16 protein-coding genes and 1 tRNA gene are annotated in these 12,218 nt (G+C 63.1%); 2 read left to right on the top strand and 15 right to left on the bottom strand.

The annotated features are described in order from the left end of the window. Nucleotides 1-22 precede the first annotated feature (22 nt). From VMI09_14155 to VMI09_14085, 15 genes are all read right to left on the bottom strand, one after another. Nucleotides 23-334, bottom strand: coding sequence for a gas vesicle protein (locus tag VMI09_14155; GenBank protein HTQ25833.1), 312 nt, complete (start codon nucleotides 332-334; stop codon nucleotides 23-25). 8 nt (nucleotides 335-342) lie between these two features. Beyond that, the gene (locus tag VMI09_14150) at nucleotides 343-711 is read right to left on the bottom strand and encodes a gas vesicle protein K (protein HTQ25832.1); all 369 of its coding nucleotides are present in this window, start codon (nucleotides 709-711) and stop codon (nucleotides 343-345) included. Next, complete coding sequence (locus tag VMI09_14145; protein HTQ25831.1) at nucleotides 704-883, bottom strand: gas vesicle protein; 180 nt, start codon at nucleotides 881-883, stop codon at nucleotides 704-706. The genes VMI09_14150 and VMI09_14145 overlap by 8 nt, the downstream gene beginning before the upstream one ends. Nucleotides 884-899: 16 nt before the next feature. Beyond that, nucleotides 900-1,166: a gas vesicle protein GvpG gene (locus tag VMI09_14140; GenBank protein HTQ25830.1), complete on the bottom strand. Its 267-nt coding sequence runs from the start codon at nucleotides 1,164-1,166 to the stop codon at nucleotides 900-902. Nucleotides 1,167-1,173: 7 nt separating this feature from the next. Further along, a complete protein-coding gene (locus VMI09_14135; protein HTQ25829.1) occupies nucleotides 1,174-1,944 on the bottom strand; it encodes a GvpL/GvpF family gas vesicle protein in 771 nt (256 codons plus the stop codon). 99 nt (nucleotides 1,945-2,043) lie between these two features. Next, entirely contained in the window at nucleotides 2,044-2,583 is a 540-nt protein-coding gene (locus VMI09_14130; GenBank protein ID HTQ25828.1) for a hypothetical protein, read from the bottom strand. Nucleotides 2,584-3,126: 543 nt separating this feature from the next. Next, nucleotides 3,127-3,203: transfer RNA gene (locus VMI09_14125), tRNA-Arg, on the bottom strand. A gap of 647 nt (nucleotides 3,204-3,850) precedes the next feature. Then, nucleotides 3,851-4,234 carry a hypothetical protein gene (locus VMI09_14120; protein ID HTQ25827.1) on the bottom strand — a complete coding sequence of 128 codons (384 nt, stop codon included), beginning with the start codon at nucleotides 4,232-4,234 and terminating at the stop codon, nucleotides 3,851-3,853. A gap of 111 nt (nucleotides 4,235-4,345) precedes the next feature. Beyond that, complete coding sequence (locus tag VMI09_14115; GenBank protein ID HTQ25826.1) at nucleotides 4,346-4,696, bottom strand: hypothetical protein; 351 nt, start codon at nucleotides 4,694-4,696, stop codon at nucleotides 4,346-4,348. Between the two features lie 193 nt (nucleotides 4,697-4,889). After that, nucleotides 4,890-5,492: a DNA-3-methyladenine glycosylase gene (locus tag VMI09_14110; GenBank protein ID HTQ25825.1), complete on the bottom strand. Its 603-nt coding sequence runs from the start codon at nucleotides 5,490-5,492 to the stop codon at nucleotides 4,890-4,892. Next, nucleotides 5,489-7,132: a glucose-6-phosphate isomerase gene (gene pgi, locus VMI09_14105; protein ID HTQ25824.1), complete on the bottom strand. Its 1,644-nt coding sequence runs from the start codon at nucleotides 7,130-7,132 to the stop codon at nucleotides 5,489-5,491. Before pgi ends, VMI09_14110 begins: the two co-directional genes overlap by 4 nt. A gap of 62 nt (nucleotides 7,133-7,194) precedes the next feature. Next, the gene (gene tal, locus VMI09_14100) at nucleotides 7,195-8,280 is read right to left on the bottom strand and encodes a transaldolase (protein HTQ25823.1); all 1,086 of its coding nucleotides are present in this window, start codon (nucleotides 8,278-8,280) and stop codon (nucleotides 7,195-7,197) included. Between the two features lie 94 nt (nucleotides 8,281-8,374). Continuing rightward, nucleotides 8,375-9,751 carry a glucose-6-phosphate dehydrogenase gene (gene zwf, locus VMI09_14095; GenBank protein ID HTQ25822.1) on the bottom strand — a complete coding sequence of 459 codons (1,377 nt, stop codon included), beginning with the start codon at nucleotides 9,749-9,751 and terminating at the stop codon, nucleotides 8,375-8,377. Then, on the bottom strand, nucleotides 9,748-10,764 hold the full coding sequence (gene gnd / locus VMI09_14090) for a decarboxylating 6-phosphogluconate dehydrogenase (GenBank protein HTQ25821.1): 1,017 nt from the start codon (nucleotides 10,762-10,764) through the stop codon (nucleotides 9,748-9,750). The genes zwf and gnd overlap by 4 nt, the downstream gene beginning before the upstream one ends. 127 nt (nucleotides 10,765-10,891) lie before the next feature. Then, a complete protein-coding gene (locus VMI09_14085) occupies nucleotides 10,892-11,104 on the bottom strand; it encodes a hypothetical protein (protein ID HTQ25820.1) in 213 nt (70 codons plus the stop codon). A gap of 191 nt (nucleotides 11,105-11,295) precedes the next feature. Between VMI09_14085 and VMI09_14080 the strand changes: the two genes are divergently transcribed. Beyond that, a complete protein-coding gene (locus VMI09_14080) occupies nucleotides 11,296-11,487 on the top strand; it encodes a hypothetical protein (GenBank protein HTQ25819.1) in 192 nt (63 codons plus the stop codon). Between the two features lie 477 nt (nucleotides 11,488-11,964). Beyond that, nucleotides 11,965-12,218, top strand: a 254-nt coding sequence (locus VMI09_14075; protein ID HTQ25818.1) for a hypothetical protein, incomplete at its 3' end; no start/stop codon positions are given.

The raw sequence follows: 12,218 nt of genomic DNA, 5'->3' as shown, positions 1-12,218 counted from the left end.
TGCGGCCGCCGCTCGACGCCGGCTACGGCCGCCGTTGCGCTAACTCGTTTTCCAGCCTGGCCAGGCGCTCCTCGAAGCCCTCCAGGGGCGAGGGCAGAAGTCCTCGATGCTCTTCGCGCGATTCGAGCGCGCTGCGGTTCCACCAGTCGAGGCCCAGTTCCTTGGCCTTCTCCACCGAGCACACGACGAGGCGAATCTGGATGGTCAGCAACTCGACTTCCACGAGCTTGATCTTGATGTCCCCGGCGATAACGATGCCCTTATCGAGCACGCGCTCCAGCAGGTCGGCCAGCGTCGCGGAGGAGACAGAATGCTGTACGGTTGGGGATCCCATAAGGCTCGCTATAGCAGCTTTCCCAGTGGACCCAGGTCGAGGTTGAGATCCTCCTCGGATAATCCGAAGGCGTTACGCAGTTTCTCGATCTGAATGCTTTGCTTCATCAGCGCGAGCCCGATCCATTCGCATTGATCTTCGCCCAGTCGGCCCGACTCGATCCGCCGGATCGCCTGCTTCTCGAGCAGTTCGTGCAGCAGTTTGACCAGCGTGAGGACGAGTTGCGCCAGTCCATTTTTGAGGTCTTCGGAATCGATATTGATTCGCCGGTCGCTCGTTTGTGCATGCCGTCGAACCGGCCGCGCGTCGTCCGCTTTAGGGCGCCGGCGCAAATCATCGGCCGATAGCCTGAGCGCCGCAGCTGCGTCGCTAGTCATTATGTGCGGTCTCAACCGAGCTCAGCATCAGTTGCAAGCCGAGATAGATAAGGTCGACGTCCGCCACCGAAATAGTCACTTCGCCGGCGACCACCGCACCCTTGTTGAGTACGCGATCGAGAGTTTCGCAGAGCGACACCCGTCCGCTATTGCGCATCGAAATGCGGTTCATCGTCGTTCTCCGCCCTTCAGCCGTCCTCATCCGCTTGGCGCCCTTCGCGCTCCGCCCCCCGAGACTTCAATTCCTCGAGGCGATCGAGGATTTTACGTTCGCGAAGGTCAAACTCGCGCTCGCCGATCGTGCGAGCCTCCAGACGCCGATGCAGTTCGCCGAGCTCCGCCGTCAGGCGCTCGCCCTCCTGGTCGAGTTCCTTCTCCGCGGCCTCATGGACCTGGCGCAGGACCCAGAGCACGAACTTGCCCGGCGCGAGGAGGAGATCGTCGATCAGAAACATCGGAGTTTCAGCTCTTGAGGTTGATCTCCGCGAACGTATGCGGCGCCCACGGTCCGTTGTAGTCGAAGGCAAAGCTGTTATCGAAGCGCTGCGCCGTGGCGAGCACGCCGCGTTCGAAGTCTTCGCGCCGGTCCTTTTCGACGAGGCACGCAAGATTCATGATTTCCTTTTCCTCGCGAACCCGGTTACGCCGGATTTCCACGCGATGGGCGGCCAGCACTTCCTCCGCCAATCGAGTATTGGCTTCGCGACTTTCATTGAGCAGGCGCTCGAACGTGCGCCCCAACTCGATGCGCTCCTCGTGCGAGACCCGGCAGCGTTGTAGAAAATAGTGTCGCGGAGCTCGCGGAGTTCGGGATGAACGCTGACGAAGTATTGAAAAATGTTGGGTACATCCCAGACTCCGCGCAAGCCCATCTCGACTTTGCCCGCCACGTGGCGCAACTGGCGCGAAAAGAGTCCGCGCTTGCGCGCGATTTAACCTTCCGATCTCGGCGGCCCCCGAGGCGATCGCCCCGAACCGCATCGGAAGCACCGCGTCCTCCTGCTCAATCAGTTTGGCCAGGACGGCGCGATGAGCGCTCAGGTGACGGCGTTCGGGCCGAATCCTTTCGGCCGCGAGGCCGCTGACGACCGATGCGATGCCGCCACGCTCGATGGTCTCAAGCGGGCGCTCATCTATGCCGACGAAGTCGAGCTTGCGCCCGGGCCGGGCCGGAATCACGGCATAGATGTATTTGCGGGCGCATGGAGCAGCGCTGTCGATCTTACGCGGCACGGTTGTTCGCTGGGGCATGTTGCAGACCACCCTCGCTGAGCGGCGGGGTGGCCTGCTTTGCCGCGCCTCGCGCTTTGTAGGATCCCGTCTTGCCACTCTTCACGCTCGCACCCTCTGGTTTTGCTCCGAGGCTTTGCCGTCGCTGTCGATTGACGCCGACAAATACCTTTCGGCAATCAGGAGGCCGCGAACCACGCCAAGCGTCTCAAAGGCGTCATAGGCTGCGCTCGAAATTGGGACATTTCCAAGAGCGCGCGAGACACTTGCCTGCAACAGATGATTCAGAGTGACGGCCTGGGTCAACGACAACTTGTGGCCGTATAGAAATTTGCCCAAGCGCCGCACGTCACAAACGTAACTTTCGAGATCACCCCTCAGCAAATCGTCCTTGCTGTGGGCGATCACGTCGCCGAGAAGATGGGAAAAGTCATCCTTTCGCAGCGAGCCGGAAAGACCGCACATCGCGTACAAGTCGTACCATCGGACCATGATCTCACGACGGTGGCTGAGAACCTGTTCAGCCAGGATGCGAAGCTCTTTCAGTGCAGGCTCGAGGCGTTCCACGGCCGACCGGTTGGCTTGCGATGAACGCGCCGCAGGCGGCTCCTGCCGACCTTGGATTCTTGCTACTACTGACACATCATTACTTCTCGATTACTTCTCGGCATGGTTGGAAATTTCCTGGGAAATTTGCTGCCGTAGGAACAGACCCGATACGGCATCCCCTGTTGGGGTCAACCAAATTTGAGCAAGGAAGGTGCCGCGCGTAGGGCCGGGCGCGAGCGAGCTCGGCCTTCATAGAATCGCACTCAGCTGTTGCGAATTCAGCTTGCGAATTGCGGAGGTCTGACGAAGAAATCCGGTGCCGCGAGGTATGCTGAGTTAGTCTCGCCTTCCAGCATTATGTCGGTTGGACTCCTTCCATGACCAGCTTTTTGGCGTGCTACGTCAAAATGGTGGCGGACCTGTCGCAGGCTTGAACACGCACGTCGGCGCCGCGGCCGATATCTACAGCCACGTCATGTCGGCAATGATCCGCGACGTGAGAGGATGGACGCGATTCTCTTCGCGTTGACGCTGTATAACGAAGCCAAAAAGGCAGCTCTGGAAGCCCGTGGCTGTGAGATCGGCCGTCGAACGTGCGAACCGGCGCTCGCAAAGCCGAAACAGCCTTGATTTCATTGGCGCGCCCGAAGGGAGTCGAACCCCCAACCCTCGGATCCGAAGTCCGATGCTCTGTCCAGTTGAGCTACGGGCGCGCGCCCAAGGAAAGTAAGGGTTTTCGGCGCCTCAGTCCAGCCGCGAGAGAGATTTGACGACCATTCGATCCCGATACCTTTGGCAGTCTTCGTGAGCGGCCAGCGCGGCTGCACTCGCAGATCGTGCGCCTGGTCAAGCTCCATCGGCCCGATATCGAGCGCGTCGCGCGGGCGCTCCAGGAGCGGCCTCGGCTCCGTGGCGAGGAGATCTCCGCCCTGTTGGCCGAGGCCGCGTAGGGGTATTCTCATCCGGATGGACTGGCAAGCCTCAATCGAGGAGCGCGGCGCTCTGATCACGTTTCGCGGCCTCACTCGGCAGAGCTCGCCCTCGGCCCCGCTCGGCGATGTCGAGAAGTCGATCGAGCCGGGACAATCTTGGAGCGGCCGGAGCTTCGAGGATTGGTTTGCGTTCCTTCAGGCCCGCGGTGGGTCGGCCACGGTTGGGTTTGATAGGTCAGGCGGCATCGTCGAGCGCAGCTAAGGAATGCTGCCCTGGCTGAATAGCAACTCCGCCGCGATTCAGGCGGCCGCTCTGGTCGCAAGCGTGACCCTTACGGTTCTCGTCGCTTGGTACACGCGCCGATTTGTGCAATCGACTCAAGATATTGATCGATGCTGGAAAGAAGACCAGGGGGCCGGATTTGCGTTCAATCCAGCGTCGCCGGCATCTTGAGCGTCGCGCGCATCTCCGCCGGAAGACTCTCCCAGAGCCGCTGCAGATAGATGCGCTTTTTGCGCCAGTCGGCGATCGCTTCGAGCAGTTGTTTCGCAGTCGGCGTGTTGCACAGGCGAACTGTGGGACCGTAGGCGGGAGCGGCGGAGACTGCCGACAGTTCGCCGAGCGCGGCGTGCTTCCATGCGTCGTCGCGCAGCCGCGTGCCGGTATCTGTAAGCGCGACGGCGATCGCGATCAGCCGGTTGACAAGGATCTGGGTTTTCTCGGCGGCGCGTTCGAGGGCGTCGTACGCCTCAAGGTAGGCGGCCGCGGCGCCGCTGATGTGCTCTCGCGCGTGAGATTTTTTTATCGACAAGCCCGCCCCCGAGTCGAGTATGAAAGCGGCGTATCGCCGCGCACCAGCGGCTGCTGCCGGCCGCGCCGCCTCACCGGGTGCGCCTGCGGCCGGACCGGACCAGGCCCGCGATCAGGGCGCGTGACGGCTGCCGCCGTTGCTGACCAGTTGGGCACGGCTCCAGTAGCCCAGGGGATGCGCCTCGGGTTCGTACCAGAAACGCGGCGGACGTTGCCCGCGCGGCGAACGGACCACTCTGATCGCCGAAGACCAGGCGACATTGCGGCGGAACCAGTAAGAGGGCGGCACCAGGATATCGCCGCACAACAGCGCGAGCATCTTCGATCGTTCCGGGCGCGAGTAGCACGAATTGCAGACCTTTATCCTGACCGCGACCACTCCGCGGTCGGGCGCCGGACCGCCCTCAGCCTCGAGGATGTGCACGTCAACGGAAACGGCCCCGCACGAATTGCACTTGAGCATATTCCCCCCTCTATGCCGCCGGCCCGCGGCGCGCGAAATCGGGCAGCCTTGGGGGGAGCATAGAACGTGCCCGTCGCTCGCTTAATCTCAATCGGCCAATGAGATGCCAAACCTCCATTCGGCCGGAGGCTGTTGCGCCTGCGCAACCGCCCGCGCCACCGGACGCATACAGCCTTCCGCGTGGGCTGGCGCCTCAATCTCGCGGGCGGACCGACACATAACGGTTGCCGCGCTCGTAAAACCTCCATCGTTTTTCCGCCCACGCCCCCGCGTAATCGACGTTGATCCGCGCCGAGCGCCCCACCCTTTCGACTGGCCGATCCGTCTCTTCGAGAAAAAGCCGGTCGCCGCACAGATCGCGTCCGTAGTCTTCGCCGGTGATCGCAAGCGCCTGGGTCAGCTTGCCGGGGCCGTTGGTAAGTTCGCGCGCGCCGGGCAGCATGTTGCCGCCCCGCCGGCGCACCATCAGCTCCACTCCGCGCAGCGGCTCGAGCGCGCGGATGAGGACGCCGTGCGGCTCGCCCTCGGTCGCCGCGATGATATTCATCGCCCAGCTCGATCCGTAGATCAGATAGACGTAGGCGTAACCCGCCGGCCCGAACATCACCTCGGTTCGTTTGGTGCGGAGCCCGCGCGCGCTGTGCGCGGCGAGATCGAGCGGCCCGCGATATGCCTCGGTTTCGACGATGCGTCCCGCGGCTTCGCCTTCGGGCGTGTGATGGACCAGCAGCTTTCCGATACATTCGCGCGCGACCACCAGCACCGGACGGGCGTAGAAATCGCGCGGAAGCCTCATCCGGTCTTCATGCGACGCTTGCGGTAGCGCGCGATGAGCGCGTTGGTCGAGCTGTCGTGTTTGAGCTCGGATTCGGCGGCGCTTTCCAGTTCCGGAATGATGCGCTGCGCGAGCACTTTGCCCAGCTCGACGCCCCACTGGTCGAACGAATCGATGTTCCAGATCGCGCCCTGCGTGAACACGCTGTGCTCGTACAGCGCCACCAGTTTGCCCAGCGCTTCGGGCGTCAACTGCTCGGCCAGGATCGTACTGGAAGGGCGATTGCCCTCGAATACGCGATGCGGCACGAGCCAGTCCGGCGTGCCCTCGGCCCTCACCTGCTCGGCGGTCTTGCCGAAGGCGAGCGCCTCGCCCTGGGCAAGGACGTTGGCAATCAGCATGTCGTGATGGCGGCCGAGCGGATTGAGCGCGCGGTGAAACGCGATGAAGTCGCAGGGGATGAGCTTGGTGCCCTGGTGAATCAACTGGTAGAACGAGTGCTGTCCGTTGGTCCCCGGCTCGCCCCAGAAGATCGGCCCGGTCTGATAGTCTACCGCAGCGCCGTCGAGCGTCACGTGCTTGCCGTTGGACTCCATCGTGAGTTGCTGCAGGTAGGCCGGAAAACGCTTCAAGTACTGCTCGTACGGGAACACGCCGACGGTCTCCGCACCGAAGAAATCGTTGTACCAGATCGAGAGCAGGCCCATGATCGCGGGCAAGTTGCCCGCGAACGGAGCGGTGCGAAAGTGCTCGTCGATCGCATGAAATCCGGCGAGCATCGCACGAAAGTTATCTGCGCCAACCGCGATCATGGTCGAAAGCCCGATCGCCGAGTCCATCGAATAGCGCCCGCCGACCCAGTCCCAGAAACCGAACATGTTATCGGTGTCGATCCCGAATTTGCGCACCTCGGCGGCGTTGGTCGAGACCGCGACGAAATGCTTCGCGATCGCCTTCTCGTCGCCCAGCGCGTCGAGCGTCCACTTCCGCGCGCTGTGCGCGTTGGTCATCGTCTCGAGCGTGGTGAACGTCTTCGACGAGATGACGAACAGCGTCTCGGCCGCGTCGAGGTCGCGTGTCGCCTCGGCGAAATCGGTGCCGTCCACGTTGGAGACGAAGCGCAGAGTGAGATTGCGATCGCTGAAGTGGCGCAACGCCTCGTACGCCATCACCGGCCCCAGGTCCGAGCCGCCGATGCCGACGTTGATGACGTTGCGGATGCGTTTGCCGGTATGGCCCTTCCATGAACCGTCTCGCACGCGGGCGCTGAACGCCGCCATCCGCTCGAGCACCTCGTGCACCTCCGGCACGACGTTTTTGCCGTCCACCGTGATCGTCGCGCCGCGCGGCGCGCGCAGTGCCACGTGCAGCACCGCGCGCCGCTCGGTGACGTTGATCTTCTCGCCCGTGAACATCGCGTCGATCCGCGCGCGCAGCCCCGACTCCTCGGCCAGCGCCAGCAGCAGGCGCATCGTCTCCTCGTCGATCCGATGCTTGGAGTAGTCGAGGTAAAGCCCCGCCGCCTCGAGCGCGAAGCGCTCGCCACGCTTGGGGTCCTCGGCGAAGAGCGTGCGCAGATGAACGCCGCGAATCCTGCGGTAGTGCTCGCCGAGCGCCTTAAAGGCCGGGCGCGCGGCGAGCGGCGCCGTTTTGGTCTCCATCGGTAGGTTCCCCTTTTTTCGGCATCTGCCCTCGTTTCCGGCAGTCCGCCCTTTTTCCGCGATCAGCTCGCCTTCTTCAGCGCGGCGCTCTTATCGACGAGGCAGGCCAGCAGATCGTCCCACGACTTGACGAAGGCCTCCGCGCCTTCGCGCTGAAGCTGTTCGCCAAGCGCGTCGACATCGATTCCCGCCTTCTTGAACTCGGCCAGCTCTGCCTCGGCGTTGTCGCCGTCGGGCGGCAGCATCGCGCCCACCTCGCCGTGATCGGCGAGCGCCTTGAGCGTATTTTCGGGCATCGTGTTGACCGTATGAGGCGAGGCGAGCGACTTCACGTAGAGCACGTCCGAGGCCTTGGGATCCTTGGTGCCGGTGCTGGCCCACAGCAGGCGCTGCGAGCGCGCACCGTAGTTGAGCAGCCGCAGCCAGCGGTTGGTCGCGAGCAGTTCGCGGTAGGCCTTGTAGATGCGCTTGGATATCGCGATCCCCAGCCGGTCATGCAGCGCGGGCGGCACCTTCTTGGCCGCCGCCACGTCCCATCGGCTGACAAACACCGAGGCGACCGAACCGACGTGAGGATTGAGGCCGGCCGCGACGCGGCGCTCGATTCCGCGCATATAGGCCTCGGCCGCGGCGACATACTGCTCGCGCGAGAAGAGCAGCGTCACGTTGATCGGCACGCCGGCGAAGATCGCCTCCTCGATCGCGGGCAGGCCTTCGCGCGTGCCCGGTATCTTCATGAACAGGTTGGGACGCGCGCCGCGCGCGGACAACCCTTTGGCGGCCGCGATGCTCGCGGCGGTGTCATAGGCAAGCTTGGGCGAAATCTCGAGCGAGACCCATCCGTCCACCCCGTTGGTCCGTTCGTGGATCGGACGAAAGAGGTCGGCGGCGCGCGTCAGATCTTCCAGCGCGAGATCGAAAAACAGATCCTCGCCATGTTTCCCCGCCCCGGTCTTCTCGCGGATCGCCGCGTCGTAGTCGCTGCTGTTCTTGATCGCGAGGTCGAAGATGCTCGGATTGGAAGTCAGGCCGGTGACCGAAAGATCGTCGATATAGCGTTTGAGCACGCCGCTGGTCAGCAGGCCGCGGGTGATGTTATCGAGCCAGATGCTCTGGCCTGCCTGATGCAATTGCTGGGTCGCTTTCATAATTTCCTCCTTGCGTCTCGCGCGCGCGGCGCCGAGGCGCGGCTTAGACCGATAACGGCCTGAGCTACAAAATCGTCCGGCGGCTCAACTCACTTCACTTCGGCGGGTTGTGCCAGCCGTCCACTTCCGCGGTCAATTCATCGGCCTTTGCAGGTCCCCAGGTTCCCGGCTGATATTCCAGCGCGGGCGTGGCGTCGCCCAGAATGGGCTGGACGATCGCCCACTGAGCCTCGACCGCGTCCTGGCGCGTGAACAGCAGATGGTCGCCGGCCATCGCATCGCCGAGCAGCCGCTCGTAAGCGTCCATCTCTTCGCCCTGCGGCCGCTGGACGAGCTTGAGTTCCGTCGGGGCGGATTCCATGTGTTCGCCGGGACGCTTGATCTGCGCGCCGATCGCGATCAGCACGTCGGGCCCGAGCCGGAAACGATAGTGGTTGGCGTCCTCGCTGCGGAGCTTGCGCAGCGGCGGCCGCTTGAGCGTGACGATCACCTCGGTCGCGGTCACCGGCATGCACTTGCCGGCGCGGATAAAAAAAGGCACGCCGTCCCATCGCCACGAATCGATATGCAGCCGCACGGCGGCAAAGGTTTCGACCGTCGAGTTCGGCTTGACGCCCGCCTCCTTGCGATAGCCGGCGAATTGTCCGCGCACGAGGTCGTCGGGGTCGAGCGGCAGGATCGAGCGGAAGACCTTCACCTTCTCGTCCTGGATCGATTCCGGGTAGGTGGTCAGCGGCGGCTCCATCGCCAGGTACGCGACGACCTGCAGCAGATGGTTCTGCACGACGTCGCGGATCGCGCCGTTGGCGTCGTAAAAGGCCCCGCGTCCCTGCACGCCGAAGCTCTCCGCCATCGTGATCTGCACGCTCTCGACGTAGCGCCGGTTCCAGATCGGCTCGAGAAACGAATTGGCGAAACGGAACAGCACCAGGTTCTGCACCGGCTCCTTGCCGAGGTAGTGATCGATGCGGAACACCGCGGATTCGTCGAACACCGAATGGAGCGTCGCGTTGAGCTCTTGTGCCGAGGGCAGATCGTGGCCGAATGGTTTTTCGAGGATCACACGCCCGTTCTCGGCGCATCCGGAACTGCCGAGTCCCTGGATCACGGTTTCGAACAGGCTCGGCGGGATCGCCAGGTAATGCGTGGGGTGGCGCGCGCCGCCGAGCGTCTTGCGCAGCGCCGCGTAAGTCGCCGGATCCTTGTAGTCGCTGTCGATGTAGGCGAGGCGCGTGATCAGCCGGGCGAAGGCCTCGTCGTTGACGCCGCCGCCGTGCTTCTCGACGCTTTCGCGCGCGCGGGCGCGCAGCTGATCGAGGTTCCAGCCCGACTTGGCCACGCCGATCACCGGGAAATCGAGATGCCCCCTGCCCGCCATCGCGTGCAACGCCGGAAATATCTTTTTGTATGCGAGATCGCCGCTCGCGCCGAAGAACGCGAGCGCGTCCGAGTGCGGTTGCGCGCTGCTCATGACTTCTTCTCCAGATGGCCGCCGAACTCATAGCGCATCGCGGAGAGCAGCTTGTCGGCGAAATCGGCCGCGCCGCGCGAACTGAAGCGCTCGTAGAGCGCCGCCGTCAGCACCGGCGCCGGCACGCCCTCGTCGATCGCCGCGTCTACCGTCCATCGCCCTTCGCCCGAATCAGAGACCCGGCCCGTGAACTTCGCGAGCGCCGGATCGCCGGCCAGCGCGTCGGCCGTAAGGTCGAGCAGCCACGAAGCGATCACGCTGCCGCGGCGCCAGACTTCGGCGATGTCGGTCAGATTGAAATCATACTGGTAGAGTTCAGGCTCGCGCAGCGGCGTGGTCTCGGCGTCGGAGGCCTGCTGATGCTTGCCGACATTGGCGTGGCGCAAGATGTTCACGCCTTCCGCGTAAGCCGCCATCAGGCCGTATTCGATTCCATTGTGCACCATCTTGACGAAATGCCCCGCGCCGTTGGGTCCGCAATGCAGGTAGCCGTGCTCGGCCGTGCTCGGCGCGGACTTTTCGCGCGCGGGCGTGCGCGGCGCGGAATCGATCGGCGGCGCGAGCGTGGCGAAAATCGGATCGAGATGCTTTATGACGTCGGGCTCGCCGCCGATCATCTGGCAGAAGCCGCGCTCGAGTCCCCATACGCCGCCGCTGGTGCCGGAGTCCACGTAGTGAATCCCTCTGGCGCGCAGCCCCTTGGCGCGGCGAATATCGTCGACGTAGTAGGAATTGCCGCCGTCGACCAGGATGTCGCCCGGCTCGAAGCGGCTCGCCAGATCCGCGAGCGTTTGTTCGACGAACGCCGCCGGCACCATCATCCAGGCCACTCGCGGCTTCTTGAGCTTCGCCTTGAAATCGTCAAGCGAGGCCGCGCCGGCCGCACCCTCCTTGACCAGGGCCTTTACCGCGTCGGCATTGATGTCGAAGACCACGCACTCGTGCCCGCCACGCAGGAGCCGCCGTACCATGTTGGCGCCCATCCTGCCGAGACCAACCATGCCTATCTGCATTGCTATCGCTCCTTAGAAGATCGGGGCCCGCCTGACGGCGCGCCGTTGACACGAGAGTGTCTGCAATCACCAGTATGCACCCTGGCGGGTCTCATGGAGAACTGCGGCAGACTTCACAGAACGGTCTTCACAGCTCGTGCGCAATTTCCTTGAGCACGGACAGATCGAATTTGTCGCAACCCTGAGCGCGCTTGCCTCGCGCCGTTAAGAGATCGTGAAGTCTCTTTTTCAAGCAATCGCCGACGAGTTCCAACTTCGAAGCGAACTTGACGTAAGGGTCGATGCCACTGCTTTCTGCGCTTCGTTCTACGCGTGTAATGGCCGGAAAATCGGAATCCAATGCCTCTAAATCATCCCTAGCGTGCAATGCGACATCGTCGCATGCTCAGTTAAGCCTGAACTTGCCAAGCTAAAGCCAAAAATGCTAACGTTTGGTGCGTGGGGTTCGCCGTTTCTTCAGTGAAACGGTCCAAGGGACGGGCGGTCGGCGGCCCGCAATCGCGGTCGCCAAAAATGGAGGAGGGAACTCGGATGAAACTCAAAGAAAGAATTTTGACGAAGACGCGAAAGGGGAGCAGCGGGCAGACGTTTTCAGAGTACTCGATCGTTCTGCTGTGTGTTGGTATCGCAGCCTTCTCCGCCTACGCCGGATTGGGAGCCGGGGTCAAAACCTTCGCAAGCAATGTCGTGACCTTCGTCGCCGCGGCAGCAGCCGCTCTATAAGTAAGAAGAACGGTCACACATCTCTCCGATGCGGGGGACCCAGGAGGCCGGAGTTCAACTCCGGCCTCTTCTTTTTCCACACAATCGGCATACCGGTGGGCAGCGGCCGGAGCGCGCGCGGCATGTGAATAATCCGCAAGCGCGGTCGTCGAATTATTCGAGTGCGGATATTTGAAACCAGTGTCCGCGCTTCGGTTGCAAGCTCCTCCCGGCAGCCGAATTGAGGTTCGCCGCAAGGCGGGCCATGAACAGGCGGGCATCAGAGAGCCTCCCCCCTCTTTTGGTGCCCGCCGTTCTCCTTTGGGGCCGACATTCCGAGTCGAGTCACCCTGAGGGTCCCGCGGTAGTCGCCAGCCGTTGTACCGGGTGGAAAACGATCCTCTCGGCGCAAAGCTTGACGAATTTTCGAGCGCCGCTCCTTGACAGTGCCGAAGCCGCCACGGCATAGCTTGATGCTCGATGTGGACAAAAAGATGTTTGCTGATCGCGCCGGTGTTGGCTTTCGTCATGACGGCATTGCTGCTCAGTTGCGGCGGCAGTTCGACTAGCTCGGCTCCGGTGGCGACCGCCACGCCGATAACCCTGATAGCGATACGGATTTGCGGTCAGTTGCCGTCAAGCTCCCCTTGCACGCCATCGGGACCGGTCCAGATTCCGCTCGGCACGCAGGACTTCCAACTTTGGGCGCAGGGCCAGTTCAGCTCCAACGGCGTCAATTCGTTTTCCAATAT

Source organism: Candidatus Binataceae bacterium (genome assembly GCA_035500095.1).
Classification (GTDB): domain Bacteria; phylum Desulfobacterota; class Binatia; order Binatales; family Binataceae; genus JAKAVN01.
The sequence above is the reverse complement of the archived record's forward strand: the minus strand, read 5'-3'. Positions and strand labels throughout refer to the sequence as shown.